The organism is Microbacterium sp., assembly GCF_044508325.1.
GTDB lineage: Bacteria > Actinomycetota > Actinomycetes > Actinomycetales > Microbacteriaceae > Microbacterium.
This window is the reverse complement of record NZ_JBIQHX010000001.1, coordinates 256651-282968: the sequence shown is the minus strand read 5'-3', so window position 1 is coordinate 282968 and position 26318 is coordinate 256651. Positions and strand designations below refer to the sequence as shown.

The window sequence follows — 26318 nt, the reverse complement described above, 5'->3', positions numbered from 1 at the left end:
GGCCCCGCGATGACGGCCGGGGCATAGCCTGGGCACATGGCATCCCGTCTCCAGGACGCGACCAGCCCATACCTGCGCGCGCACGCCGACAACCCCGTGGAATGGTTCCCGTGGGGACGCGAGGCGTTCGAGGTCGCCCGGCGCCGCGACGTTCCGGTGATGGTGTCGATCGGGTACTCGACCTGCCACTGGTGCCATGTCATGGCGCGCGAGTCGTTCTCCGACCCCGAGACGGCGGCCGAGCTCAACGCGGGCTTCGTGAGCATCAAGGTGGACCGCGAGGAGCATCCCGAGGTCGACGCGGCCTACATGGCCGCCGCGGGCGCCTTCACCAAGGGCCTGGGCTGGCCGCTCACCGTCTTCACCACGCCCGCGGGCGAGCCGTTCTTCGCCGGCACCTACTGGCCGCCCCGGCCCCAGCCGCCGATGCCCGCGTTCCGGCAGGTGCTCGAAGCGGTGCGGGATGCCTGGATCGAGCGCCGTGACGCGGTCTCTGCGACCGGCCGTGCCCTGGTCGAAGCGCTCGCCGAGGCGTCTGCGGCTTCCGCCCCCGCAGACCTGCCCACCCGCGACGACCTCGTCGCCGCGGCCGAGCGGCTCGCCGCCCTCGAAGACCCCGTGCACGGCGGATTCGGCACGGCCGGCCCGAAGTTCCCCACCGTCCCGGCGCTGCGGTTCCTGCAGGCGATGCGCCAGGATGCGCCCGCAGCTGCCGCCGTCGCGTCGCGGGCCCTTGCCGCGATGGTCGCCGGGGACCTGCGCGACGACGTCGAGGGCGGGTTCTTCCGCTATGCGACGCGTCCGGACTGGCGGGTGCCGCACTACGAGCGGATGCTGACGGACAACGCCGGGCTCCTCGAGGTCGCGCTCGACGAGGGCGAGCCCGAGGTGGCCGCCGGCATCGCGTCGTTCTTGACGACGGTGCTGCAGCGGCCCGGCGGCGGGTTCGGCGCCGCGCAGGATTCCGAGTCGCTGATCGACGGCGAGCGCAGCGAGGGCGGCTACTACGAGCGGGATGCCGCGGGTCGTGCGAGCCTGGAGCCCCCCGCCGTCGACGGCAAGGTCGTGACCGGGTGGAACGGCATGGCGATCGGCGCGCTCGCCCGGGTGGGCGAGCTCGACGCGGCACGCCGGGCGACCGGCGCCGTGCTCGAGACGAACGTCGCTGCCGACGGCCGGCTGGTGCGCGCCTCGCTCGACGGGAGCCCGTCGCGCGCCCCGGCGACGCTCGACGACTACGCGCTGCTGGCCGGCGGCCTGCTCGCCCTCGCCGCAGCGACCGGCGAGGTCGCCCATGCGCGCACGGCACGCGACCTGGTCGACCGCGCGCTCGCCGGCGACATCGACCCCGACCCCACCCTGTCCGCGCAGGGCGTGCGCGCTCCCGCGGCCGGCGACGACGGCACCCTGCCCTCGGGGCCGTCTGCGCTGGCCGAGGCGTGCCTGTCGCTGTGGCGGCTGGGCGCGGGCGACCGTTACCGCGACGCCGCCGAGGAGCGGGTGCGTCAGGCATCCGCCCGCGCCCTCGCCGAGCCGATCGGCTTCGGGGCGCTGCTGCGCACGGCGCACGGCCTCATCACCCCGCCCCGCCAGCTCGTGATCGTCACGGCCGATCCGGGGGCGGCCGCGCCGTTCCTCGCAGCGGCCCGCTCCCCGGGCCCCGGTGCGGATGTCACCGCCGTGGTCTCACCGGAGCAGGCGCTGCGGTTCGCCGAGGCCGGGTTCTCGCTCCTGGCCGGCAAGGTCGCCCTCGACGACCTGCCGACCGCCTACGACTGCCGTGACTTCGCCTGCCGGCTGCCTGTCACGGAACCGGAGCTGCTGCGGCCCGGCGCCGCGTGAGCCGCTTGAACCACCCGGCGTCGGCGACCCGGGCCAGCAGCGTCCCGGCGAAGATCGTGGTGAGCACGTAGACGGCCGCGAGGGGCGCGATGTCGGGCACGGTGATCGCGGCCAGTCCCGCGATGATGATCGAGAACTCGCCGCGCACGGTGAGCGCGAAGCCGGTGCGCCATCGTCCCGGGATGCCGATGCCCGCGCGCCGGGCCGCGTGATAGCCGGTCGCGACCTTGGTCGCCATCGTGATCACGCCGAGCACGATGCCCGGCAGCAGCATGCCGGGCAGGGTCGTCGCATCGGTCGCCAGCCCGAAGAAGACGAAGAACACCGCCGCGAACAGGTCGCGCAGGGGGCTCATGACCTCCTGCGCCTTGCGGGCGACCCGGCCCGACAGCGCGATGCCGACCAGGAACGCGCCCACCGCCGCCGACACGTTCACCTCCTCGGCGAGGCCGGCCACCAGCATCGTCGTGCCCAGCACCCCCAGCACGAGAGGCTCGGTGAGGTCGGGCGTGAACAGGCGCGAGACGACATGGCCGAACCGCACGACCAGGAAAAGGATCGCCAGGACCACGCCCACCGCGATCGCGACCGTGATCGCACCGCGAAGCAGGCTCACGCCGATCACGAGCGCCGACAGCAGCGGCAGATAGAACGCCATCGCAAGATCCTCGATCACGAGGATCGACAGGATCACCGGGGTCTCGCGGTTGCCGACGCGGCCCAGATCACGCAGCAGCTTCGCGACGACCCCGGACGAGGTGATCCAGGTGATGCCGCCCAGGGCGACCGCGCCGACCGGGCCCCATCCGAGGAGCAGACCGAAGGCGGCTCCGGGCAGGGCGTTGAGGAGCAGATCGACCGTGCCGGCGAGCTTCGAGCGTCGCAGTCCCTGCACGAGCTCGGTCGGCGAGTACTCCAGCCCGAGGAGGGCCAGCAGCAGGATGACGCCGATCTCGGCGCCCACGGAGAAGAACTCGGAGCTGTCGGCCAGCGGGATGACGCCGCCCGTTCCGAAGACGAGCCCGAGGATGAGGTAGAAGGGAATCGGCGACAGGCCGATGCGCGACGCGATGCGCGCGAGCAGGCTCATTCCGAACAGCACCGCACCGACTTCGATGAGGACGATCGTGGTGTGGTGCATCGCGGGGGCGGGTGCTATCCGGGTCCGTCTGTGATGAGGCGGGCCGCGGCATCCAATCCCTCTCTGGTCCCCACCGCGACGATGATGTCGCCGGCGGCCAGTCTCTCGGCCGGGGTGGGAGAGGGGATGACCTTCCGCTCGCGGATGATCGCGACGATCGACACGTGCGTGCGGGTGCGGGTCTTGGTGTCGCCGAGGGTCTTGTCGGCGAACGGGGAGTCCTCGGTGACCTCGATCTTCTCGGTGTACAGACCGTCGGTCTCCTCGCTCAGGCGGGTGAGCCGGCTCACCGCCACCGAGGCGCCGAACAGGTCGGCGAGGGCCTCGGCCTCGTCCTCGGTGATCGCGACCGCATAGCGGCACGAGTCGGGATCCTCGGAGTCGTAGATCGCGAGTTCGCGCTCGCCGTCGCGGTACGTGACCACGCCCAGGCGGCTGCCGCTCTCGGTCGCCAGGTCGTGACGCACGCCGATGCCCGGGAGGTCGACCTTCTCGATGCGAACTGTCACGGGTGACGACGATACGCCTGTTTCACACCCAGCTGGGCATCCAGTTGTGCAGGCGCCAGAAGTCGTAGGGAAGCTCCCAGCCCACCCACACCGGGTAGTAGAACGCCGAGACCAGCGTGACGACGACGAGGAAGACCAGCACCACCCAGCGGCCGGTCTGCGTGCGCTCGGGCGGCGAGCCCGGAACACCGGCGACCTCGCGCAGCGCCAGCGCCAGGGCCAGCAGCAGGAACGGCAGGATGACGATGGTGTAGAACTGGAAGATCGTGCGCTCCGGGTACAGGAGCCACGGCACGTACGTCGCAGCGACGCCGGTGAGGACGAAACCGAACCGCCAGTCGCGGGTGCGCACGAAGCGGTAGATCAGCCACAGCACCGCCGCGACCGCCGCGAACCAGATGATCGGGTTCGGCACGCTCGAGATCGACTCGGCACAGCCGCCGGGGCTCGTGCAGCCGCCCTCACCCTGCGGGGTGAGGTTCCAGTACATCCACGTCGGGCGGGTCAGCAGCGGCCAGGCCCAGGCCGGGTTCCCGTACGCGTGGTCGGACGTCAGCCCCACATGGAAGCGATAGATCGCCTCATGGAATCGCCACAGCGCCACGAACGGATTCGGGTCGGCGTCGCGGTCGTAGCCGCCGTCGGTGATGAGCCAGCCCGTCCACGACGCCACATACACGACCGCGGCGACGGGCACCAGCAGCAGGAAGGTCGCCGGACCCTGCCGGAAGGCGGCATCGGTCGGCCAGAAGCCCACGCCGGCCGCACGACGGACGAGGGCGTCGCTGACGACGAGGTAGATGCCGACCGCGGCGAGGACGTAGACGCCCGACCACTTCACCGCGCAGGCCGCACCTGCCGCTGCGCCCGCGGCGAGCACCCAGGGCCGGTTCCACAGCACGGGGCCCCACGGAACAGGCCGGTCGTCCCCGTCGTCCGCGCGGGCGGAGGCGCGCGCGGCGACCGCGTCGAGGATGCGCTCTCGTGTGCGGGACCGGTCCAGCAGCACGAAGTAGAACGTGAGCAGCACGAGGAGCATCAGGGAGTTGTCCAGCAGCACGACCCGGCTCAGCACGATGCCGATGCCGTCGATCGCGAGCAGGAAGGCGGCGACGACGCCCACCGTCGTCGACCCGGTGAGGCGACGTCCGACGACGAACAGCAGGAAGACCGCGGCCACGCCGACCAGTGCGGTCGTCAGGCGCCAGCCCCAGCCCGACCCGGGACCGAGCAGCAGCATCCCGAGCGCGATGATCCATTTCCCCAGCGGCGGGTGCACCACGAAACTCGGGTCGGACGTGAACACGTTCACGTCGCCGGCGAGGAACAGCTCGTTCGCGCCCTCGGGCCACTTGCCCTCGTACCCGAGGTGCAGGAGGGTCCAGGCATCCTTCACGTAGTACGTCTCGTCGAAGACGAGGGCGTGCGGATGCGCGAGGCCCTGCAGGCGGAGCACAGCGGCCAGCAGGGTGACCAGCAGCGGGGCGAGCCAGTCGTAGGCGCGCCGGGTGGAGGGATGCCGCAGCCACAGCAGCTGCAGGTGGTACCAGCGTGGCCGGCGCGGCGCCGGATCTGAGCCGGCGAGCGGCGTCTCGGGGAAGAGCGGCTCGACGGCGGTCACGCGCACCAGCCTATGCTGGGCCGCGTGATCATCCTGGCGGCGACCCCGATCGGCAATCTGGGCGATGCCAGTCGCCGGCTGGTCGACGCCCTGGAGGCGGCGACGGTGATCGCCGCCGAGGACACGCGGACGGCCCAGCGGCTGCTCGCGGCACTGGGGGTCGCGAACCGGCCGCGGCTGATCGCCCTGCACGACCACAACGAGAAGCAGAAGGCGGCGGAGCTGGTCGAGCTCGCCCGGGACGAGGATCTCCTGGTGCTGTCGGATGCCGGGATGCCCACCGTCTCCGACCCCGGATACGCCCTCGTGGCCGCCGCGGCGGAGGCCGGGGTGCCGGTGACCGCGCTGCCGGGGCCGAGCGCGGTGGTCACGGCGCTGGCCGTGTCGGGGCTTCCCACCGACCGGTTCGCCTTCGAGGGGTTCGCGCCGCGCAAGCCGGGGGAGCGGCGCGCGGCGCTGCAGGCCCTCGCCCGCGAGCCGCGCACGATGGTGTTCTTCGAGGCGCCGTCGCGGGTGGCGGCGACGCTGTCGGAGATGGCGGAGGTGTTCGGTGCGGATCGGCGCGCCGCGGTCAGCCGCGAGCTCACCAAGCTCCACGAGGAGACGGTGCGGGGACCGCTGGCCGAGCTGGCGGCGTGGGCGGATGCCGGGGTGCGCGGCGAGGTCGTCATCGTCGTCGCCGGCGCCCGGGCCGAAGAGGTGGCGTTCCCCGACGCGGTCACGCAGGTGCTCGAGCTCGTCCGCGCCGGCACGCGGCTCAAGGACGCCGCGGAGGAGGTGTCCGCCCACACCGGGCACTCCCGTCGCGAGCTCTATCAGGCGGCGCTCGCCGTCAAGCGCTGAGCGGGCGCCCCGGGCCGGCGACACACGGCGAGGGGCGGCATCCCGCGAAAGTAGACTCGGGGGGTGACTTCCGGCCGCTCCTTCTACATCACGACGCCGATCTACTATCCGAGCGACGTGCCCCACATCGGCCACGGCTACACCACCGTCGCCGTGGACGCGCTCGCCCGCTGGCACCGGCAGGCCGGCGACGACACCTGGATGCTCACCGGCACGGACGAGCACGGCCAGAAGATGCTGCGCGCCGCCGCCGCCAACGGGGTCACGCCGCAGGAGTGGGTCGACAAGCTCGTCAGCGAAGCCTGGTTCCCCCTGCTGAAGGACCTCGACGTCGCCAATGACGATTTCATCCGCACCACGCAGGAGCGCCACGAGCGCAGCGTCCAGGTGTTCTTCCAGGCGCTGTACGACCGCGGCTACATCTACGCCGGCGAGTACGAGGCCCTGTACTGCGTGGGCTGCGAGGAGTTCAAGCCGGACTCCGAGATCGTCGACGGCACCGGGCCGTTCGAGGGGCTCAAGGTCTGCGCGATCCACTCCAAGCCGCTGGAGCTGCTGCAGGAGAAGAACTACTTCTTCAAGCTCAGCGAGTTCCAGGACCGACTGCTCGCCCTGTACGACACCGGGTTCGTGCAGCCGGAGTCGGCGCGCAACGAGGTCGTCTCGTTCGTCAAGCACGGCCTCAAGGACCTGTCGGTCTCGCGGTCGACCTTCGACTGGGGCATCCGGGTGCCGTGGGACGAATCCCACGTCATCTACGTGTGGATCGACGCGCTGCTCAACTACGTCACGGCGATCGGCTACGGCTCGGACGAGGCGGAGTTCGAGCGCCGCTGGCCCGCCCACCACGTCGTCGGCAAAGACATCCTGCGCTTCCACGCCGTGATCTGGCCGGCCATGCTCATGGCTGCCGGGCTCGAGGTGCCCGCCGGCGTGTTCGCGCACGGCTGGCTGCTGGTCGGCGGCGAGAAGATGTCGAAATCGAAGCTCACCGGCATCGCACCGAGCGAGATCATCGACGTCTTCGGGTCGGACGCGTACCGGTTCTACTTCCTCTCGGCGATCCCGTTCGGGCACGACGGGTCGTTCTCGTGGGAGGACCTCGCTGCCCGGTACCACGCCGAGCTCGCCAACGGCTTCGGCAATCTCGCCTCGCGCACGACGGCGATGATCGAGCGGTATTTCGAAGGAATCGTCCCGGTGCCGGGGGAGTACACCGACGCGGATCGCGAGATCCAGCAGCTGGTGGCGGGTGCCGCGGCGAAGGCGGATGCCGCGATCGATCGCTTCCGCATCGACGAGGCGATCGACGCGATCTGGACGATCGTCGACGAGCTCAACGGATACATCACCGACAATGAGCCGTGGGTGCTCGCCAAGCGCCGCCCTGAGCGTGCCGAAGGGGACGACGCGCAGCGCGCGCGACTGGGCACCGTGCTCTACACCTGCGCCGAGGGACTGCGAGCGCTCGCGGTGCTGCTGTCGCCGGTGATGCCCGTGTCGACCGAGAAACTGTGGGTCGCGCTGGGCGCCGCCGAGTCGCTCGGCCGTCTGCAGGATCAGCCGATCCGCGAGGCGGGCGCCTGGGGTGTGCTCAAGCCCGGCACCTCCGTCAACGGCCTGGCTCCGCTGTTCCCGCGGGTGGAGCAGGCGTGACCGACCCCAGCCAGTACGTGCGCCGGCGGGAGAAGGGCGCACGGGACGTCACGTATCCCCCGGCGCCGGAGCGGCTGGCCGTCGCCGTCTACGACAATCACGCACACCTCGAGATCACCGACGGCGAGGGCTTGACCCTCGACGAGCAGCTGGCGCGTGCCGCAGCCGTCGGGGTGCACGGTGTCGTGCAGGCCGGGGGCGACATCGAGTCGAGCCGCTGGTCGGCGTGGGCTGCGGCATCCCACCCCCGCGTGCTCGCGGCGGTCGCGATCCATCCCAACGAGGCACCCGCGTACGCTGCCGCCGGTCGTCTCGACGAGGCGATCGGCGTCATCGACGAGCTCGCCGCTCAGCCGCGCGTACGGGCGATCGGCGAGACGGGTCTGGACTTCTTCCGCACGGACGAGACCGGACGCCCGGCGCAGTTCGAGAGCTTCGAGGCGCACATCGCGCTGGCCAGCAAGCACGCCATCGCGATGCAGATCCACGATCGTGACGCGCACGACGCCGTGCTGCAGACCCTCGAACGGGTCGGTGCGCCCGAGCGCACGGTGTTCCACTGCTTCTCGGGTGATGAGGCGATGGCCCGGTACGCGGCCGACCGCGGCTGGTACCTCAGCTTCGCCGGCAACGTGACCTTCAAGAACGCGCAGAACCTGCGCGATGCGCTGGCGGTCACGCCGCGCGACCGCATCCTCGTGGAGACCGATGCCCCGTTCCTGACCCCCGTGCCGTACCGGGGTCGGCCGAACGCGCCCTACCTCGTGCCGCTGACGGTGCGATTCATGGCCGCCGAACTCGGCATCGACGTCGACGAGCTCAGCGCGCAGCTGGCCGCGAACACGCTGGCGGTCTACGGCGAGTTCTGATCAGCCGCCGGTCCTCGCCGAGCGCACCGCGAACAGCGCCCCGGTCTGCTCGATGTCGACGCCCTTCGTCTCGGGGATCTTGACGTACACGAACACGAACGACAGCGCGGCGAACAGCGCGTACATGCCGTAGGTCAGCGGCAGCGACCACTCGCTCATGGGCGGGAACGTCATCGTGATGAGGAAGTTGGCGATCCACTGCGCGCCGGCGGCGACCCCCAGCGCCTTGCCGCGGATGCGACTGGGGAAGATCTCGCCCAGGAGCACCCACACGAGCGGACCCCACGACGCCCCGAAGCCGATCACGAACAGGTTCGCCGCCACCAGCGCGATCGGCGCCCAGGCTCCCGAGAGCACCAGCTGCTCGTTCGCATCGAGCTCGGCGAACGAGAACGCCAGAGCCATCGCGGCCAGTGAGACGGCCATGATCACCGAGCCCGTGAGCAGGATCGGGCGCCTGCCCACCTTGTCGACCAGGAAGATCGCCACCAGCGTGACGGCCACATTGGTGACGCTGGTGATCACGCTGATGAGCGCCGGGTTGTTGAAGCCGACCGAGTTCCACAGGCTCGTCGAGTAGTAGAAGATCACGTTGATCCCGACGAACTGCTGGAACACCGACAGGATGATGCCGATCCAGACGATCCCCTGCAGGCCGAGCACGGGGCCCCGGATCGACACGCCCGCGTTGATCCGATCGGTCTCGATCGTCGCGACGAGCTCGTCCACCGTGGTGTCCAGCTCGCCCGCGGGCACGAGACGCGCGAAGATCGCCCGCGCCTCCTCGGTGCGCCCCTTGGCGATCAGGAAGCGCGGGGACTCGGGGACCATGAACGAGAGGATGCCGTAGACCGCCGCCGGGATGACCCCCACGAGGAACATCCACCGCCAGGCGTCCAGGCCCAGCCACAGCACGTCGTTCGGGCCGCCCGCGAGGTCCTCGAGGAGGAAGTCGCTCAGCAGGGCCGCGAAGATGCCGAGCGTGATGGCCAGCTGCTGCAGCGAGGCGAGACTGCCGCGGATCTGACGTGGGGCGACCTCGGCGATGTAGGCGGGGGCGACGACCGACGCGATGCCGATGCCCAGGCCCCCGATGACGCGCCACAGCGCGAGGTCCCACACCGTCACGGTGAGCCCGGCGCCGAGCGAGCTGACGAAGAACATCAGTGCACCCAGGAACATCACGCGCAATCGGCCCCACCGGTCCGAGAGCGCACCGGCCACCATCGCACCCGCGGCGCAGCCCAGCAGCGCGATCGCGACGACCAGCCCCGTGACGAAGCTGTTCAGCGCGAAATCCGACTGGATCGACTCCACCGCGCCGTTGATGACGGACGAGTCGAATCCGAAGAGAAAGCCGCCGACCGCGGCAGCGACGGAGAGGCCGATGGCCCTCCGGCGATACACACCGCGAAGGGCCGAGGCCTCCGCGCTGACACTGGGTTCCATGAGCGTACGCTAGCGCCCCGCGACTCGCCGCGGGAGAGGCGGGTTCCGGGCGATTTCGCCGCGTGGCTACTGTGGGGTGCATGCCCGTGACCCTCCTCGGCGCCGCCGAGATCCGCGCGCTGGCCGCCGACCTCGGCGTCAGCCCGACCAAGAAGCTCGGGCAGAACTTCGTCATCGACCCGGGAACCGTGCGCCGGATCGTCCAGGTCGCAGGCGTCCGGCCGGGCGAGCGGGTCGTCGAGGTCGGCCCGGGCCTGGGCTCGCTGACCCTCGCGATCCTGGAGGCGGGCGCGTCCGTCACCGCGGTCGAGATCGATCATCGCCTCGCCGCCCGTCTTGCCGAGACCGCAGCCCGGCACGGGGCCGAGCCGGGCGCGCTCACCGTGGTGGATGCCGATGCCCTCCGCGTCACGGAGCTGCCCGGCGACCCCACGGTGCTGGTCGCGAACCTGCCGTACAACGTGTCCGTGCCGGTGCTGCTGCACCTGCTGGAGACCTTCCCGGCCCTGCGGCGCGGTGTCGTCATGGTGCAGGCCGAAGTGGGGGAGCGGCTCGCGGCGCCCCCTGGGTCGAAGACCTACGGCGCCCCCAGCGCGAAGGCCTCGTGGTACGGCGCCTGGCGGCTGGCGGGCACCGTCTCGCGGCAGGTGTTCTGGCCGGTCCCGAACGTCGACTCCGTGCTCGTCGCCTTCGAGCGCGCCTCCGCTCCCCGCGGCGACGACGTCGAGCGCCGGCGCACGTTCGCCCTCATCGACGCCGCGTTCCAGCAGCGGCGCAAGATGCTGCGGCAGGCTCTGAGCGGGCTCCTCGGCGGCACCGCGGCCGCGGCATCCGAGGTCCTGGAGCGGGCCGGGATCGCGCCCACCGCCCGCGGCGAGCAGCTCGGCGTCGACGACTTCCAGCGCATCGCCCGCGCGCAGCACGACGCCTGACGCGGGGGCCACCCCCGCGCTAGTGTCGACACGTGACCGAAGAGCCGGCCCGCTTCCGCTCGGGCGTTCCCGACATCCACCGCCCCTACGTCGCCGCCGGCGACCGTCACGAGAAGACCGCCTACCGTCAGGTCGGCAGATCCGGGCTGTATCTGCCGCCGATCTCGCTGGGGCTGTGGTGGAACTTCGGCGACAACATCCCCCTCGACGATCAACGGGCGCTGCTGCGGCACGCGTTCGATTCGGGCATCACGCACTTCGACCTGGCCAACAACTACGGCCCGCCCTACGGGTCGGCCGAGAAGAACTTCGGGCGCATCCTCGCCGAAGACCTCCGCCCGTACCGCGACGAGCTCATCATCTCCTCGAAGGCGGGCTGGGACATGTGGCCCGGACCCTACGGCGAGTTCGGGTCGCGCAAGCACGTCCTCGCCAGCGCCGACGCCTCGCTGCAGCGGATGGGTCTGGACTACGTCGACATCTTCTATTCGCACCGCTTCGATGCCGTGACCCCCATCGAGGAGACGATGGGGGCGCTGGACACCCTGGTCCGGCAGGGGAAGGCCCTGTACGTCGGCATCTCGTCGTACAGCGCCGAGCGCACGGTGGTCGCCGCGGCGGTCGCCCGGAGCCTGGGCACCCCGCTGATCATCCACCAGCCCGCCTATTCGATCCTCAATCGCTGGGTCGAGGACGGCCTCACCGGGGTGCTCACGCAGGAGGGCCTGGGAGCCATCGCCTTCACCCCGCTCGCGCAAGGGCTGCTCACCGGCCGCTACCTCGCCGACGGCACGGCCCAGCGCGCGCAGAAGCGCTCGTCGCTGCGGGGCGAGCGGCTGTCGGAGTCCACGCTGCGTGCCCTGCGCAGCCTCGATGTCATCGCGCGCGAGCGCGGGCAGACACTGGCGCAGCTGGCGCTGCAGTGGGTGCTGCGCGATCCGGTGGTCGCCTCGGCGCTCATCGGCGCCTCGCGCCCGGAGCAGCTGGACGAGAACCTCGCCGCCCTCGACGGGCCCGCGTTCACCATGGAGGAGCTCGAGCAGATCGACGCCGTCTCGGACTCGGTGGACGTCGACCTGTGGGCCGAGTCGAGCGCGGTGTGACTCCGCCGGAACCGCGGGAGGTGTGAGTGGCGCTCTCAGCGCTCGACGGCACGGTGCACGTGCGCGCACCCGGCAAGCTCAACCTGTACTTCGAGGTGGGTGCCCGGCGCGCGGACGGCTACCACGACGTCGCGTCGGTGTACCAGGCGGTGTCGCTGTACGAAGACGTGTGGGCCACCCCCGCCGACGAGTTCACGATCGCGGTCAGCGGGACGATGGATGTCTCGGGCGTGCCGCTGGACGAGGAGAACCTGGCGCTGCGTGCGGCGCGTGCGCTCGCCGGACGCATCGGCTACGGCGGCGGCGTCCACCTCGAGATCGTCAAGCACGTCCCGGTCGCCGGCGGGATGGGCGGCGGATCGGCGGATGCCGCAGCCGCCCTCGTGGCCTGCGACGCGGTCTGGGGCGCCGACCTCGGAAGCGCCGAGCTGCAGAAGCTGGGCGCCGAGCTCGGCGCGGACGTGCCGTTCGCGCTCATGGGGGGCACTGCCGTCGGCACCGGACGCGGCGACCGCCTCAGCCCCGCCCTTGCGCGGGCGCGCTTCGACTGGGTGCTGGTCACCGACGAGACCGGCGTGTCCACGCCCGCCGCCTACCGGCGGCTCGACGAGCTGCGCGAGCGCTCCGCCCCCGGCGTCCTCTCGGCCCCTGCAGTCCCCGTCGTCGACCCCGCCGTGCTGCAGGCGCTGCGCGCCGGCGACCCCGCGGCGCTGGCCCACGGCCTGCGCAATGATCTGCAGGCGGCGGCACTCAGCCTGCATCCGCGGCTGCGGGACGTGCTCGAGACGGGCGAGTCCGCCGAGGCGGCTCTGGCCGGAATCGTCTCCGGCTCGGGGCCGACGGTCGCGTTCCTCACCGACGGCCCGGAGGAGGCGCTCGATCTGCAGGTCACCCTCAACGCCTCGGGCTGGTCCGCGCTCCACGTGCACGGACCCGTGCGAGGAGCCCATCTGATCGGCTGAAGGACATCATGGCGCCCGACAATCGCACCCACCTGACCGCCCCACCCGACCCCCGTGCCGTCGAGGCGCTCGCCGCCCGCGGCTGCGAGCTGCGGGTGCTGCCCGGCGACGACACGCCGGCTTTCACCGCATGGCGCCGAGCCATGGCGCGCGGCTTCCTCGAGCCGCAGCCCAGCGACGACGAGGACGCCGCGCGCGAGCGCGCCGCATACCGTCGCCTGACGGGCGTCTACGACCCGACCGCGCCCGTCCCGCAGGAGCCGGTCGCGACCTTCGCGTCGTGGGTCGGCGAGCTGACCGTGCCCGGCGGCACCGCCATCCCGGCCTGCGCGATCTCCGCCGTGACGGTCGCCCCCACCCATCGCCGCCGCGGCATGCTGCGCGCCCTCATGGAAGGCGAGCTGCGGCTGGCCGCCGGACAGGGTCTTCCGATCGCGGCGCTCACCGTCAGCGAGTCGACCATCTACGGCCGCTTCGGCTTCGCGTCCGCAGTGGCGGCGGCCACGTGGACGCTGGATCTCACACGCGTGGCGTGGACCGGGCCCGTGCCCGACGGCCGCGTCGACTTCATCACGCGCGAGCGGTGGGTACAGCTCGCCGCCAGTCTGCATGAGCGCGCGCGCCTGCGGGATGCCGGCGAGCTGCGCATGCCGCGCGGGCACATGGACCGCTTCGCCGGCACGCACCCCGGCGCCAAGGACGCCGGCGGGCGCAGGGCGGTCCAGTACGCGGATGCCGCGGGAGAGGTGCGCGGGGTCGCCGTGTACTCGACCGCGCAGAACGACGACGACTTCGCGAACTCGACTGCGCACCTGCACTACCTGGTCGCCCTCGACCGCGATGCGTACGCGGCGCTGTGGCGCTTCCTCGTCGAACTCGACCTCATCGGACAGCTCAAGGCGGGGGAGCTCTCGGTGGACGAGCCGCTGCTGTGGATGATCGGCGACCAGCGCGCGGCGCGCGTGACGGTGACCGACCACGAGTACGTGCGGATCCTCGACGTGCCGGCGGCGCTGGGCGCCCGCCGGTACGGCGCGCCGGGCCGGCTGCTGCTGGAGGTGGACGATCCGCTCGGACATGCCGCCGGACGCTGGCTGCTCGAGGTCGGCGAGGACGGGGCGGGAGCCGTGTCCGAGGCGTCGGGGGGCGCCGGGGCGGACACGACGGTGCGCCTGGGCGTCACGGACCTGTCGGCGGCATACCTGGGCGGTGTGTCCCTGGCGACCCTCGCCGATGCCGGGCGCGTGGACGCCGACGACCCGGAGCTCGCGGCACGCCTGTTCGGGTGGCACCGCGCCCCGCGGCTGAGCTACTGGTACTGAGGACCCGGCGCCGCCGCGCCGGCGACGCAGTCCGAAATCCCGGCCCGCGTGTCGGAGTGCTCCACTAGCGTGGAACTCGCGCGTCGCACGATCGGCCAACCGGAGGGAGCAGGATCGTGATCGAGTTCGCCGGTGTGTCGAAGGTCTTCCCCGACGGCACCCGCGCGGTGGACGACTTCAGCATGGTCATCCCCGCCCACCGCACGACGGTCCTGGTCGGCTCCTCCGGAAGCGGCAAGACGACGCTCCTCCGGATGATCAACCGCATGGTCGACCCCAGCGCGGGCGTCATCTCGATCGACGGCGAGGACGTGGCATCCCGCCCGGCCGTGCAGCTGCGCCGGAGCATCGGGTACGTCATGCAGAACTCCGGGCTCCTTCCGCACTTCACCGTCGCCGAGAACATCGCCACGGTCCCCGTGCTCAGCGGAACCAGGCGCCGGGATGCCCGCTCCCGCGCGCTGGAGCTCATGAAGACGGTGGGGCTCGACCCGGGCATGGCCGACCGGTACCCCAGCCAGCTCTCCGGCGGGCAGCAGCAGCGCGTGGGTGTGGCGCGCGGACTGGCCGCCGACCCGAACATCCTGCTGATGGACGAGCCGTTCGGCGCGGTCGACCCGATCGTGCGGGCCGAGCTGCAGCAGGAGCTGATCCGGCTGCAGACCGACATCGGCAAGACGGTGGTGTTCGTCACGCACGACATCGACGAGGCGTTCCTGCTCGGCGACAAGGTCGTGATCCTCCGGGAGGGGGCGCAGGTCGCGCAGACCGGCAGCCCCAGTCAGATCATCGAGGACCCCGCCGACGACTTCGTGGCGAGCTTCATCGGCGCCGAGAAGGGCAAGCGCGCGCTGCACCTGAAGGAGACCGCGCGCGGCACGGTGGTCGTGGACGCGGAGGGACGCACACAGGGGGCGATCACCGACGAGCCGGTCGCGAGGAGGAGCGCGTGACCTGGGTTCTGGAGAACCTCGGCCTCATCGGTCAGCTCACGCTCGAGCATCTCCGGCAGAGCGTGATCCCGATCGTCATCTCGCTCGTGGTCGCGATCCCCCTGGGCTGGGTCGCCTGGCGCTATCGCCTCGTGCGGGGCACGATCGTCACGCTCACCGGGCTGCTGTACACGATCCCGTCGCTGGCCCTCCTGATCCTGCTTCCCGCCGTGTTCGGCTACAGCCCGCTCAGCGAGACGAACCTCATCGTCGCGCTCACCATCTACGGCGTGGCGCTCATGGTGCGCAGCGTCGCAGACGGGCTCGATGCGGTCAGCCCGGACGCGCGCCTGGCCGCCACCGCGGTCGGCTACAGCTCCTTCCGCCGGTTCTGGGCGGTCGATCTGCCGCTGGCGGGTCCGGTGATCGTCGCGGGCCTGCGGGTGACGGCGGTCAGCACGATCTCCCTCGCGACGGTCGGCATCCTCGTCGGCGTGGTGAACCTCGGCTATCTGTTCACGAACGGCCTGCAGCGCCGCATCGTCGAGGAGATCCTGTCCGGCGTCGTCGCCGTGGTCGTCCTCGCGGTGGCGATCGATCTGCTGCTCGTGCTGCTGGGGCGCCTGCTGATGCCGTGGACGCGGCGCACGCTGCCCGGGACCCGCGCGCGCCTCGCGCTGGAGGTGGGGGCGGCGGCATGAACCTCTTCCTGGATGCGATCGCCTGGATCTTCTCCGGCGAGCCCGGCGCGCAGCTCGACCCGATCCCCGTCGCCCTCGCCGAGCACCTCCTCTACACGTTCGTGTCGGTGCTCATCGCCGCGGTCATCGCGATCCCGGCCGGCTGGGCCATCGGGCACACCGGCCGCGGGCGCGACATCGCCGTCGCGGTCTCGGGCGCGGCGCGCGCCATCCCGTCGTTCGGGCTGCTCCTGCTGCTGGTGCTGGTCATGGGCGTGCTCCACAAGCCGGAGGCGGCGGTGATCACCTTCGTGCTGCTGGGCATCCCGTCGATCCTCGCCGGGGCGTACAGCGGCTTCGAGGCGATCGACCGGTCGGTCATCGACGCCGGCCGGGCGATGGGCATGACGGCCTGGCAGGTGCTGTGGCGCATCGAGGTGCCGCTGGGGATGCCGCTGCTGGTGGCGGGTCTGCGGGCGGCCACGCTGCAGGTGGTCGCGACGGTCACGATCGCCGCCTACGTCGACCTCGGCGGGCTCGGCCAGTACATCATCGTCGGCATCCCGCTGCGCGACTTCGCGATGGTGCTCGGCGGAGCGATCCTCGTCGCCGCCCTCGCGCTCGTGCTCGACGGCCTGTTCGCGCTGCTCCAGCACCTCGTGGTGCGTCGCGGAGTGCGGGTGCGCAGCGCCGACGGCCGGGTCGCGGCATCCCGACCTGCGGCCGCCACGACCTGATCCGTTGAACCCCCACAGAGAAGAGGAATCATGTTCACAGCACGGAAGCGACTCGCGGCGACCGCCGTCCTCGTCGCCGGTGCCCTGGCCTTCGCCGGCTGCGCCTCGGACAACCCGCTCGAGACCCCGACGACACCGGCCGGAGGCGGCGGCGAGACCGAGACGATCGTCGTGGGCTCGCAGTCGTACTACTCCAACGAGATCGTCGCCGAGATCTACGCCCAGGCGCTGGAGAACGCGGGCTTCACGGTGGAGCGCAAGTTCCAGATCGGCCAGCGCGACGCCTACATCCCCTCCATCGAGAGCGGCGAGATCACCCTCTTCCCCGAGTACACGGGCAACCTGCTGCAGTTCTTCGACCCCGAGACCGAGGCGCGCACGCCTGACGACGTGTACGCGGCGCTGGGCGAGGCGCTGCCGGACAACCTCACGGTGCTCGACCAGGCCGAGGCGAGCGATCAGGACTCCTACACCGTGACGACGGCCTTCGCCGATGCGAACGGACTCGCCACGATCGCCGATCTGGCGAACGTCTCCGAGACGCTCGTGCTGGGCGGTCCGCCCGAACTCGCCGAGCGGCCGTACGGGCCGGCGGGGCTGAAGGAGGTCTACGGCATCGACGTCGAGTTCAAGGGGACCGGGGACACCACGGTCGACGAGCTGGTGGCCGGCACCGTGAACGTGGCGAACGTGTTCACCGCCGACCCGCGCATCGAGACCGAGAGTCTCACGGTGCTGGCGGACCCGGAGGGGCTGTTCCTCGCGTCGAACGTGGTCCCGCTGGTGAACGTCGACGTCGCCGACGAGATCGCGGATGTCATCAACGCCGTGCAGGCCAAGCTCACCGCCGACGGCCTCGTGGCGCTGAACGTGCAGAGCACGGTCGACAAGAAGTCGTCGGCCGACATCGCGACGCAGTGGCTGGCTGACAATGGCCTGAGCTGAGGTCCGTCGCCCCAGTGGCTAGCCGAGCTGCTCGGAGAGCCGCAGCCAGCGGTCCTCCAGCTCGGCGATCTCGGCCACCAGGGCGTCGCGCCTGCTCTGCAGGACGAGGAGGCGCTCGTAGTCGTCGTGCGCCTCGGCCAGCTGCACGTCGAGCGCAGCGAGCTCTGTGGCGAGCTTGTCGAGCTTGCGGTCGATCGCCGACAGCTCCTTCTCGGCGGCACGGCGCGCGGCGCCGGCGAGTGGGGGGTCGGCGTGTGGCCTCGGCTGCGGCTCCGTCGATGACGGGTGAGCGGTTCGGACGACGCCGGTTCCCGAGCTCGTCGGGGGAGCCGCGCGCAGCCGCAGGTACTCGTCGACCCCGCCCGGCAGATGCCGCAGGCGCCCCGCGCCGTCCGCGCCGGGGAGGATCCCGTACTGCTGATCGGTCACCCGCTCCAGCAGGTACCGGTCGTGCGAGACGACCAGGAGCGTGCCCGGCCACGAATCCAGCAGGTCTTCGAGGGCGGCGAGCATGTCGGTGTCCAAGTCGTTGCTCGGCTCGTCGAGGATCAGCACATTCGGCTCGCCCAGCAGCACGAGCAGGAGCTGCAGGCGCCGCTTCTGGCCGCCGGAGAGGTCGCGCACGGGCGTCGACAGCTCCGACGAGCGGAACCCGAGCCGCTCCAGCAGCTGGGCGGGGGTCAGCTCCCGGCCGCCGGCGGCATACGTCGTCTTCTGCCGGGCGAGCACCTCGCGCACCCGCAGGTGGGCGAGGTCGTCGAGCTCGGTGAGGCGCTGGCTGAGCGTGGCCACGCGCACGGTCTTCCCGCGCTTGACCCGCCCCGACGTGGGCTCGACGGTCCCTGCGACCAGCCCCAGGAGCGTGGTCTTGCCCGCGCCGTTGGGCCCCAGGATCCCGGTGCGCTCGCCGGGCGCGATGCGCCACTGGACATCGCGCAGCACCACGCGATCGCCGAAGGAGACACCGGCGTCCAGCAGGTCGACGACATCCTTGCCCAGGCGCGCCGTGGCCAGCTGCATCAACTCGACGGAGTCGCGCGGCGGCGGCTCTCCCTCGATGAGCTGGCTCGCGGCATCCAATCGGAACTTCGGCTTCGAGGTGCGCGCGGGCGCCCCGCGGCGCAGCCACGCCAGCTCCTTGCGCAGCAGGTTGCGCCGCTTCTCTTCCGCGACGGCGGCCTGGCGCTGCCGCTCCACCCGCTGCAGCACGTACGCGGCATAGCCGCCCTCGAACGCCTCGACCTCGCCGTCGTGGACCTCCCACATGCGCGTGCACACCGCGTCGAGGAACCAGCGGTCGTGCGTGACCAGCAGCAGCGCGCCGGATGCCGCCGGCCACCGCGCCCGCAGGTGATCGGCCAGCCACGCGATGCCCTCGACATCCAGATGGTTCGTGGGCTCGTCCAGCGCCACGATGTCCCAGTCCTCGACGAGCAGGCGTGCCAGCGAGACGCGGCGGCGCTGACCTCCGGACAGGCTCGCCAGCGGCGTCGCGAGTTCGACATCGCCCAGCAGTCCCGCGAGCACGTCCCGGATGCGCGCGTCGCCGAGCCACAGGTGCTCGGCCCGGTCGCCGACGACCGCGTCCTGCACCGACCCCTCGGCGGGGAGGTCGTCCTCCTGCGCGAGCATGCCGACCCGCAGGCCGCCGCGACGGGTGACGCGGCCGGAGTCGGGCTCGACACGGCCGGTGAGCACCTTCATGAGGGTGGACTTCCCGTCGCCGTTGCGCCCCACGATGCCGATGCGATCGCCCTCGTCCACGCCCAGCGAGACGTCGTCGAGCACCACCTTCGCGGGGTATTCGACGTGCAGGGCCTGGGCTCCGAGCAGATGTGCCATCCAGGGAAGGCTACGTGGTGACGCCTGCGTGCCGCGCACAGGCCCCCGGCAGCGCGCCGTAACGACGGGCCGGGCGCCCGGTGCGCGGGGATACGTTGGGATCATGGGTTCAGAGCGGGTGTACCACGTCGCCATCGCCGACGACTGGGAGATGAGCGTTCCGGCCGGAGCCTATGAGGCGGCCACCCGGGGGACCCCCTACGTCGACGGCGGGCACATCCGCGCGTGCACCGCCGAGGCCGTCCAGTCCGTGCTCGACCAGCGGTACGCCGACCTCACGCTGCCGATCGTGCTGGTGGTCCTGGACGCGGAGGCGCTGCGCCGCCAGGGCATCGCGGTGGAGGTGGACGGCGCCGGCGTGCGCATCCTCGGCCCGATCCCGTCCGCGGACCGCGACGTGGTGATCGAGACGATCCCGCTCCAGCGCGGGGAGGACGGATGGCTCGCACCGCACGAGGCGGCGCCGGCGCCGGCGCCCACGCACGTGGAGGCGCATCCCAGCGTGCTGTACGTCGGAACCCCCGCCTTCCTGGTGGGCACCACCAATGACGACGGCACCCCGAACCTGTCGCCGGCCTCGTCGCACTGGGCGCTGGGGAACATGGTCGTGCTGGGCATCGAGGACGACAGTCAGACCTCGCTGAACCTGCACGCCCGCGGCGAGCTGACCATCGGCTTCCCCTCGCCGGAGAACTGGCAGGCGGTCGTGCGGCTGTCGACGCTGACGGGCCGCACCCCGGTGCCCGCGCACAAGGCGAAGCGCTACCGGTACGAACCCGACAAGTTCGGCGCCGCCGGGCTCACCGCGCAGCCCTCGGAGCTGGTGGCGCCGCCGCGCGTGCGGGAGTGCCGGCTGCAGTTCGAGGCGAAGGTGCGCCGGCTCACCCCCGGCGTCGACGGCGGCTACGACATGGTCGAGGCAGAGGTGCTGCGGGTGCACGCCGATCCCGGCCTGCTGTGCCCGGACGGGAACGTCGACCCCGTGGCGTGGCACCCGCTCGTCTACGCCTTCCGTCACCTGTTCGAGCGTGGCCCCGAGGTGGGGTGGCTGCACTCGTCGCCGACTGCGCCGCACGCACCCGTGCTGGACTGATCAGGCGTCGAACCCGAGGCTGAGCTTGCGCAGCAGGGCGGCGAGGCGCTCGCGGTCCGAGCGGGAGAGGGATGACAGCAGCACCGCCTCCGCGTCGACCAGGCGCGTGATCGCGGCATCCACCCGCACGCGCCCGTCGTCGGTGAGGGTCACCAGCACCCCGCGCCGGTCGCCCGGGTCGGCCTCGCGGCGCACCAGCCGCCGGCCGACGAGGCGGTCGATGCGATTGGTCATCGTGCCGCTGGAGACGAGCGTCTGCTGCAGCAGCTGCTTGGGGCTCAGCTGATACGGCTCGCCGGCACGACGCAGCGCCGAGAGCACGTCCCACTCCCACAGCTCCAGATCGCTGCGCTGGAACGCGGCGCGCCGCGCGCGATCGAGGTGGCGCGAGAGCCGGTCGACGCGGGAGAGCACCTGCAGGGGCGAGAAGTCGAGGTCGGGACGCTGTGCGCTCCAGGCGTCGACGATGCGGTCGACCTCGTCGTTCTCGCGCGGCGGCATGGTCCCATTATCGCGGGGCGCCCGGACCGTGCATGGCAGACTTGACGGGCGGCACGGGCGAGACCGGGGCCGCGGTCCGCCGTGGTGTAATGGCAGCACGACAGCCTTTGGAGCTGTGAGGTCCAGGTTCGAGTCCTGGCGGCGGAGCATGACAGACACCCAGCTCGCCATCGTCATCCTCGCCGCCGGCCAGGGCACCCGCATGAAGTCGTCGCTGCCCAAGGTGCTGCATCCGATCGGCGGCCGCCCGCTCGTGGCCCACGTGATCTCCACCGCCCGCGATCTGGATGCGGCGTACGTGCGGGTCGTGGTGCGTCACGAGCGCGACCGCGTCGCCGAGGCCATCGACGACGGGGGCGCCGACCTGCAGATCGTCGACCAGGACGAGATCCCGGGCACCGGCCGTGCCGTCGAGGTCGCCCTGCAGCAGCTTCCCGGCGACTTCGGCGGCGACGTGCTCGTGCTCAGCGGCGACGTGCCGCTGCTGGAGGCGTCCGAGCTGGCCGAGCTCATCGCCGCCCACCGGGCCTCGGGCGCGGCGGCGACGCTGCTCAGCGCCCGCATGCCCGATCCGACCGGCTACGGTCGCGTGGTGCGCGCGGCGGACGGAACGGTCGAGCGGATCGTGGAGCAGAAGGATGCCTCTGCCGACGAGGCCGCGATCGACGAGATCAACGCGGGCGTGTACGTGTTCCGTGCGGCGCAGCTGCGCGCGCACATCGGCGCCGTCGGCACCGCCAACTCCCAGGGCGAGCGCTACCTCACCGACGTGATCGGCCTGCTGCGCGCCGCGGGAGACCAGGTCGCCGCCACGGTGGCCCCCGACCCCCGCGTCGCGCTCGGCGTCAACGACCGCATCCAGCTGGCGGAGGCGGCCCGCATCCTCAACGACCGCATCGTGCGCCGGTGGCAGCGCGAGGGCGTGACGGTGATGGACCCCGCCACCACCTGGATCGACGAGACGGTCACCCTGGCGCCGGACGTGACGGTGCGGCCGAACACGCAGCTGCTGCGGGCCACGGTGGTCGCCACCGGCGCGGTGATCGGCCCGGACACCACCCTCACCGACTGCGAGGTGGGCGAGCACGCCCGGGTGACGCGCACCGACGGGACGCTCGCGGTGATCGGCGCGCGGGCGAGCGTCGGCCCGTTCGCGTACCTCCGCCCGGGCACGTACCTGGGCGCCGACGGCAAGATCGGCACCTTCGTCGAGACCAAGAACGCCCGCATCGGCGACGCCAGCAAGGTGCCGCACCTGTCCTACGTCGGCGATGCCGAGGTGGGCGTGGGCGCCAACATCGGCGCCGGCACGATCGTGGCGAACTACGACGGAGTGGCCAAGCATCGGACCGAGGTCGGCGATCACGTGCGCACCGGGTCGCACAACGTGTTCGTCGCGCCCGTTAGGATCGGAGACGGGGCCTACACGGGCGCCGGAACCGTCGTTCGGAAGGATGTCCCGCCGGGTGCGCTCGCGCTCCTGGCGGCCCCGCAGCGCAACATCGAGGGCTGGGTCGGGCGAAGCCGGCCGGGCACGGCCGCCGCGGAAGCGGCGGAGAGGGCGGAACAGGGTGGGCAAGAAGAAGACTGACCTCGACCGCGACCACGGCATCGCCCCCGGGCTGGTCACCAAGACCAAGAAGCGACTCGTCGTCGCGGCCGGTCGCTCGCACCCCGAGCTGGCCGCCGCGGTCGCGGAGGCGCTGGGCACCCAGCTCGTGCCGACCGAGTACCGCACCTTCGCCTCCGGCGAGATCCTCACCCGCTTCGAGGTGTCGATCCGCGGCTGCGACGTCTTCCTCATCCAGTCGTTCGGGCCGCCGGTCAACGAGTGGATGATGGAGCTGCTGATCATGCTCGACGCCGCCAAGCGCGCGTCGGCCAAGCGGATCACCGTCGTCGCCCCGTACTACCCCTACTCCCGGCAGGACAAGAAGGGTCGCGGTCGCGAGCCGATCAGCGCGCGCCTGATCGCCGATCTGCTGCGCACCGCCGGCGCCGACCGGGTCATGAGCGTCGACCTGCACGCCGCGCAGATCCAGGGGTTCTTCGACGGACCCGTCGACCACCTCTTCGCGAAGCCGGTGCTGCTCGGGCACTTCCAGCAGTCCCTCACCGACGAGGACCGTGCCCGGCTCACCGTCGTCTCACCCGACACCGGGCGCGTGCGCGTGGCCGATCAGTGGTCGGACAGCCTGGGCGCTCCGCTGGCGATCATCCACAAGCGGCGCGACCCGAACCTGGCCAATCAGGTCACCGTCCACGAGATCGTCGGGCACGTCGACGGCCGCGTGTGCCTGCTCGTCGACGACATGATCGACACCGGCGGCACGATCATGATGGCGGCCCAGGCGCTGAAGGCGAACGGCGCCGAGAAGGTCATCGTTGCGGCCACCCACGCGGTCTTCAGCGACCCGGCGACCGAGCGCCTGCAGGATCCGGCGATCGACGAGGTGGTGGTGACCGACACCATCCCGGTGCCGGAGCGTGAGCGCTTCCCGGGCCTGACGATCCTGCCCATCGCACCGCTGCTCGCACGCGCGATCCGGGAGGTCTTCGAGGACGGCTCGGTGACCAGCATGTTCGACGGGGCCGCATAGGAGCATCCGTGGACAGCGCGGCGCCGGAACCCATCGATCGGCCGCACGCGCTGACAGCCGACGACGTCGCGCAGCGGCTGCGCACCGATGCGGGCGGGCTGTCCTCGGCGGAGGCGGCCGCCCGTCTTGAGGCGCTCGGACCGAACCTCCTGCCGGAGGCGCGTCGCCGGCCCGCGATCGTCCGGTTCCTCGTCCACTTCAACGACACGCTGATCTACATCCTCCTGGGCGCCGCCGCGATCAAGGGGATCATGGGCGACTGGCTCGAGTTCTGGGTGATCATGGCGGTGGCCGTCATCAATGCCGTGATCGGCTTCGTGCAGGAGGGCCGGGCGGAGAAGGCGCTGGCGGGGATCAGGGGGATGCTGTCGGCGGATGCCTCGGCGCGCCGCGACGGAGGGTGGCACGCCGTGCCCGCAGCCGACCTCGTGCCCGGTGACGTGGTGCGGCTGGCCCCGGGCGACAAGGTGCCCGCCGACCTCCGCCTGGTGGGCGCCGCCCAGCTGCGCATCGACGAGTCCGCGCTCACGGGGGAGTCGGTGCCCTCGTCGAAGTCCGTCGACCCGGTGCCCGACGATGCCGGGGTGGGCGATCGCAGCTCGATGGCGTTCTCGGGGACGATCGTCGCCGCCGGCACCGGCCGCGGCATCGTCACCGGCACGGGCGCGCGCACCGAGATCGGCACGATCCAGACGCTCGTCGGCGAGTCGGGGTCGCTCGAGACCCCGCTGACCCGCCAGCTGGACGACTTCGGCAAGCGCCTCACGCTCGTGATCCTCGGCATGGCGGTGCTGATGCTCGCGATCGGCCGGTTCGTGCACCGGATGCCGTTCGCCGATCTCATCTCGGCCACGATCGGCTTCGCGGTGGCGGCGATCCCCGAGGGGCTGCCGGCCCTGGTCACGATCACCCTGGCGATCGGGGTGCAGCAGATGGCGCGGCGCAGCGCCATCACGCGCAAGCTCACCGCGGTCGAGACCCTCGGGTCGGTGACGACCGTCTGCTCGGACAAGACCGGCACCCTCACCAAGAACGAGATGACCGTGCGGCGGATCGTGACCCCGCTCGCCGAGTACACCGTGAGCGGGCTCGGCTACCGCCCGGAGGGGGAGATCGCTCCGGCCGGCGGCGGAGACCTGACCGCGATGCTGGCGGTCGCGAACCTCTGCAACGACGCGCACATCAGGGAGACGGATGCCGGCTGGACGCTGGTCGGCGAGCCCACCGAGGGCGCGCTGAAGGTCGTCGCGATGAAGGGAGGGATCACCGGGGCCGGAACGACGCGACTCGATGTCGTGCCCTTCGACTCGGCGAACAAGCTCATGGCGACGCTGCACGAGGCCGGAGACGGCTCGCGCGCGATCCTCGTCAAGGGCGCACCGGACCGGCTGCTGGAGCGATCGCTGACCCAGCGCGGCGCCGCCGGCAGCGAGCCGCTCGACATCGTGCGCTGGGAGGGCGTCATCGCCGAGCTCAGCGGCGAGGGCCTGCGCGTGCTCGCGGCGGCGCGGCTCCCGGTGCGACGAGATCGAGGATCGGTCGAGCTGTCCGACCTCGTCGATCTCGAGTTCCTCGGCGTCTGGGGCATCCTCGATCCGCCTCGTCCCGAGGCCGTCGCAGCCATCGCGGACTGCCACGCCGCCGGCATCCGGGTGAAGATGATCACCGGTGACCACGCCGGGACGGCGGTGGCCATCAGCACCGAGATGGGTCTGATCCCCGATTCCGGGGCGCCGGTGCTCACCGGTGCCGAGCTGGAGGCGATGAGCCAGGAGCAGCTGAAGGCCGTCGTGCGCGATGTCGACGTGTACGCCCGCACGAGTCCTGAGCACAAGATCCGCATCGTGCGCGCCCTCCAGGCGCACGGCGAGGTCGTGGCGATGACCGGAGACGGGGTCAACGACGCCCCGGCCCTCACCCGCGCCGACGTCGGCGTGGCGATGGGGATCAAGGGCACGGAGGCGACCAAGGAGGCCGCCGAGATCGTGCTCGCCGACGACAACTTCGCCACGATCCGCAGCGCGATCCGCGAAGGGCGACGCATCTACGACAACCTGCGCAAGTCGGTCGTGTTCCTGCTGCCGACCAACGGCGCACAGTCGCTGGTGATCCTCGTGGCGATCGTGTTCGGCCTCGCCATGCCCCTGACTCCCGTCCAGGTGCTGTGGGTGAACATGATCACGGCGGTCACCCTCTCGCTCGCGCTGGCCTACGAGCCGGCCGAGCGCGGCATCATGACACGGCCGCCCCGCACCCCGGGCGGCTCGATCGTGTCGCTGCGCGAGCTCGGGTTCGTCCTGCTGGTGTCACTGCTGATCGCGGCGGCGACGCTCTTCGTCTTCTACACCGTGATGGGCGGCACAGGCGACCTCGCGTACGCGCGCACGGCCGCGGTCGCGATGCTGGCGCTGGGCCAGCTGGCGTACCTGTTCAACTGCCGCCTCCTGTCGCGCTCGAGCCTGACCGTCGATGTGCTGCGGGGCAATCGGGTCGTCTGGTGGTCGGCTCTTGCCCTCGTCGTGCTGCAGCTGGTGTACACCTACGCGCCCTTCATGCACGAGCTGTTCGACTCGCGCCCGCTCGGTCCGCCCGCATGGCTGCTCGCCGTCGCCCTGTCGGCGGGGATCTTCCTGGCCGTGGAGGTGCTCAAGGCGCTGCGCCCGTCGCAGCGGCGCGACTCCAAGCAGACCCATAGGTTCGACGCCCCGGATCGGATCGACGCGCCGCTATCGTGATCCT

Annotated in this window: 22 protein-coding genes and 1 tRNA gene; 17 read left to right on the top strand and 6 right to left on the bottom strand. The window is 71.6% G+C overall.

Features of this window, described 5'->3' with window-relative positions; genetic code table 11:
• Positions 1-36 precede the first annotated feature (36 nt).
• A complete protein-coding gene (locus ACIWQI_RS01340; RefSeq protein ID WP_396655258.1) occupies positions 37-1842 on the top strand; it encodes a thioredoxin domain-containing protein in 1806 nt (601 codons plus the stop codon).
• Here ACIWQI_RS01340 and ACIWQI_RS01335 read toward each other — a convergent pair.
• From ACIWQI_RS01335 to ACIWQI_RS01325, 3 genes are read right to left on the bottom strand one after another with little or no spacing between them, the layout of a single operon-like run.
• Complete coding sequence (locus ACIWQI_RS01335; RefSeq protein ID WP_396655257.1) at positions 1805-2983, bottom strand: cation:proton antiporter; 1179 nt, start codon at positions 2981-2983, stop codon at positions 1805-1807. The genes ACIWQI_RS01340 and ACIWQI_RS01335 overlap by 38 nt on opposite strands.
• Before the next feature lie 14 nt (positions 2984-2997).
• On the bottom strand, positions 2998-3492 hold the full coding sequence (locus ACIWQI_RS01330) for a cation:proton antiporter regulatory subunit (RefSeq protein WP_396655256.1): 495 nt from the start codon (positions 3490-3492) through the stop codon (positions 2998-3000).
• A 22-nt stretch (positions 3493-3514) separates the two neighbouring features.
• Positions 3515-5113: a dolichyl-phosphate-mannose--protein mannosyltransferase gene (locus ACIWQI_RS01325; RefSeq protein ID WP_396655255.1), complete on the bottom strand. Its 1599-nt coding sequence runs from the start codon at positions 5111-5113 to the stop codon at positions 3515-3517.
• Positions 5114-5137: 24 nt separating this feature from the next.
• Between ACIWQI_RS01325 and rsmI the strand changes: the two genes are divergently transcribed.
• From rsmI to ACIWQI_RS01310, 3 genes are all read left to right on the top strand, one after another.
• A complete protein-coding gene (gene rsmI / locus ACIWQI_RS01320; protein WP_396655254.1) occupies positions 5138-5956 on the top strand; it encodes a 16S rRNA (cytidine(1402)-2'-O)-methyltransferase in 819 nt (272 codons plus the stop codon).
• A gap of 63 nt (positions 5957-6019) precedes the next feature.
• Positions 6020-7612 (top strand): methionine--tRNA ligase, encoded by a 1593-nt coding sequence (metG, locus tag ACIWQI_RS01315; RefSeq protein WP_396655253.1) that lies wholly within the window; start codon positions 6020-6022, stop codon positions 7610-7612.
• Positions 7609-8481 carry a TatD family hydrolase gene (locus ACIWQI_RS01310; protein ID WP_396655252.1) on the top strand — a complete coding sequence of 291 codons (873 nt, stop codon included), beginning with the start codon at positions 7609-7611 and terminating at the stop codon, positions 8479-8481. The genes metG and ACIWQI_RS01310 overlap by 4 nt, the downstream gene beginning before the upstream one ends.
• Here the strand turns inward: ACIWQI_RS01310 and ACIWQI_RS01305 are convergent, their stop codons facing one another.
• A complete protein-coding gene (locus ACIWQI_RS01305; RefSeq protein ID WP_396655251.1) occupies positions 8482-9930 on the bottom strand; it encodes a sugar porter family MFS transporter in 1449 nt (482 codons plus the stop codon).
• Between the two features lie 80 nt (positions 9931-10010).
• Here ACIWQI_RS01305 and rsmA point away from each other — a divergent pair, with 80 nt between their 5' ends.
• The 8 genes from rsmA to ACIWQI_RS01265 all read left to right on the top strand — a co-directional run bounded on the left by rsmA (position 10011) and on the right by ACIWQI_RS01265 (position 17543).
• Positions 10011-10862, top strand: coding sequence for a 16S rRNA (adenine(1518)-N(6)/adenine(1519)-N(6))-dimethyltransferase RsmA (gene rsmA, locus ACIWQI_RS01300; RefSeq protein WP_396655250.1), 852 nt, complete (start codon positions 10011-10013; stop codon positions 10860-10862).
• Positions 10863-10894: 32 nt separating this feature from the next.
• Entirely contained in the window at positions 10895-11965 is a 1071-nt protein-coding gene (locus tag ACIWQI_RS01295; RefSeq protein ID WP_396655248.1) for an aldo/keto reductase, read from the top strand.
• A 26-nt stretch (positions 11966-11991) separates the two neighbouring features.
• Positions 11992-12927 (top strand): 4-(cytidine 5'-diphospho)-2-C-methyl-D-erythritol kinase, encoded by a 936-nt coding sequence (locus ACIWQI_RS01290; RefSeq protein WP_396655246.1) that lies wholly within the window; start codon positions 11992-11994, stop codon positions 12925-12927.
• A gap of 8 nt (positions 12928-12935) precedes the next feature.
• On the top strand, positions 12936-14249 hold the full coding sequence (locus tag ACIWQI_RS01285) for a GNAT family N-acetyltransferase (RefSeq protein ID WP_396655245.1): 1314 nt from the start codon (positions 12936-12938) through the stop codon (positions 14247-14249).
• Positions 14250-14365: 116 nt separating this feature from the next.
• The gene (locus tag ACIWQI_RS01280; protein ID WP_396655244.1) at positions 14366-15202 is read left to right on the top strand and encodes an ABC transporter ATP-binding protein; all 837 of its coding nucleotides are present in this window, start codon (positions 14366-14368) and stop codon (positions 15200-15202) included.
• Positions 15199-15882: an ABC transporter permease gene (locus ACIWQI_RS01275; protein ID WP_396655243.1), complete on the top strand. Its 684-nt coding sequence runs from the start codon at positions 15199-15201 to the stop codon at positions 15880-15882. The genes ACIWQI_RS01280 and ACIWQI_RS01275 overlap by 4 nt, the downstream gene beginning before the upstream one ends.
• A complete protein-coding gene (locus tag ACIWQI_RS01270; RefSeq protein ID WP_396655242.1) occupies positions 15879-16598 on the top strand; it encodes an ABC transporter permease in 720 nt (239 codons plus the stop codon). Before ACIWQI_RS01275 ends, ACIWQI_RS01270 begins: the two co-directional genes overlap by 4 nt.
• A 30-nt stretch (positions 16599-16628) precedes the next feature.
• Positions 16629-17543: an ABC transporter substrate-binding protein gene (locus tag ACIWQI_RS01265; RefSeq protein ID WP_396655241.1), complete on the top strand. Its 915-nt coding sequence runs from the start codon at positions 16629-16631 to the stop codon at positions 17541-17543.
• A gap of 18 nt (positions 17544-17561) precedes the next feature.
• Here ACIWQI_RS01265 and ACIWQI_RS01260 read toward each other — a convergent pair whose 3' ends face one another.
• Positions 17562-19385 carry an ABC-F family ATP-binding cassette domain-containing protein gene (locus ACIWQI_RS01260; RefSeq protein ID WP_396655240.1) on the bottom strand — a complete coding sequence of 608 codons (1824 nt, stop codon included), beginning with the start codon at positions 19383-19385 and terminating at the stop codon, positions 17562-17564.
• A gap of 103 nt (positions 19386-19488) precedes the next feature.
• Here ACIWQI_RS01260 and ACIWQI_RS01255 point away from each other — a divergent pair, with 103 nt between their 5' ends.
• Positions 19489-20478, top strand: a complete 990-nt coding sequence (locus ACIWQI_RS01255; protein WP_396655239.1) for a flavin reductase — start codon at positions 19489-19491, stop codon at positions 20476-20478.
• Here the strand turns inward: ACIWQI_RS01255 and ACIWQI_RS01250 are convergent, their stop codons facing one another.
• On the bottom strand, positions 20479-20979 hold the full coding sequence (locus tag ACIWQI_RS01250) for a MarR family winged helix-turn-helix transcriptional regulator (RefSeq protein WP_396655238.1): 501 nt from the start codon (positions 20977-20979) through the stop codon (positions 20479-20481).
• A 75-nt stretch (positions 20980-21054) separates the two neighbouring features.
• Here ACIWQI_RS01250 and ACIWQI_RS01245 point away from each other — a divergent pair.
• The 4 genes from ACIWQI_RS01245 to ACIWQI_RS01230 all read left to right on the top strand — a co-directional run bounded on the left by ACIWQI_RS01245 (position 21055) and on the right by ACIWQI_RS01230 (position 26314).
• A tRNA-Gln gene (locus ACIWQI_RS01245) sits at positions 21055-21126 on the top strand.
• A gap of 1 nt (position 21127) precedes the next feature.
• Positions 21128-22570 carry a bifunctional UDP-N-acetylglucosamine diphosphorylase/glucosamine-1-phosphate N-acetyltransferase GlmU gene (glmU, locus tag ACIWQI_RS01240; RefSeq protein ID WP_396655237.1) on the top strand — a complete coding sequence of 481 codons (1443 nt, stop codon included), beginning with the start codon at positions 21128-21130 and terminating at the stop codon, positions 22568-22570.
• 31 nt (positions 22571-22601) lie between these two features.
• Positions 22602-23579 carry a ribose-phosphate diphosphokinase gene (locus ACIWQI_RS01235; protein WP_396655297.1) on the top strand — a complete coding sequence of 326 codons (978 nt, stop codon included), beginning with the start codon at positions 22602-22604 and terminating at the stop codon, positions 23577-23579.
• Between the two features lie 8 nt (positions 23580-23587).
• Entirely contained in the window at positions 23588-26314 is a 2727-nt protein-coding gene (locus ACIWQI_RS01230) for a cation-translocating P-type ATPase (RefSeq protein ID WP_396655236.1), read from the top strand.
• Positions 26315-26318: the final 4 nt, after the last annotated feature.

What these genes read in the sequence shown, in the direction of transcription:
- ACIWQI_RS01260 (WP_396655240.1), bottom strand. Translation starts at nt 19,385, where the DNA reads ATGGCACATCTGCTCGGAGCCCAGGCCCTGCACGTCGAATACCCCGCG.
- ACIWQI_RS01305 (WP_396655251.1), bottom strand. Translation starts at nt 9,930, where the DNA reads ATGGAACCCAGTGTCAGCGCGGAGGCCTCGGCCCTTCGCGGTGTGTAT.
- ACIWQI_RS01285 (WP_396655245.1), top strand. Translation starts at nt 12,936, where the DNA reads ATGGCGCCCGACAATCGCACCCACCTGACCGCCCCACCCGACCCCCGT.
- ACIWQI_RS01335 (WP_396655257.1), bottom strand. Translation starts at nt 2,983, where the DNA reads ATGCACCACACCACGATCGTCCTCATCGAAGTCGGTGCGGTGCTGTTC.
- rsmA (WP_396655250.1), top strand. Translation starts at nt 10,011, where the DNA reads ATGCCCGTGACCCTCCTCGGCGCCGCCGAGATCCGCGCGCTGGCCGCC.
- ACIWQI_RS01270 (WP_396655242.1), top strand. Translation starts at nt 15,879, where the DNA reads ATGAACCTCTTCCTGGATGCGATCGCCTGGATCTTCTCCGGCGAGCCC.
- ACIWQI_RS01340 (WP_396655258.1), top strand. Translation starts at nt 37, where the DNA reads ATGGCATCCCGTCTCCAGGACGCGACCAGCCCATACCTGCGCGCGCAC.
- glmU (WP_396655237.1), top strand. Translation starts at nt 21,128, where the DNA reads ATGACAGACACCCAGCTCGCCATCGTCATCCTCGCCGCCGGCCAGGGC.
- ACIWQI_RS01255 (WP_396655239.1), top strand. Translation starts at nt 19,489, where the DNA reads ATGGGTTCAGAGCGGGTGTACCACGTCGCCATCGCCGACGACTGGGAG.
- ACIWQI_RS01265 (WP_396655241.1), top strand. Translation starts at nt 16,629, where the DNA reads ATGTTCACAGCACGGAAGCGACTCGCGGCGACCGCCGTCCTCGTCGCC.
- ACIWQI_RS01250 (WP_396655238.1), bottom strand. Translation starts at nt 20,979, where the DNA reads ATGCCGCCGCGCGAGAACGACGAGGTCGACCGCATCGTCGACGCCTGG.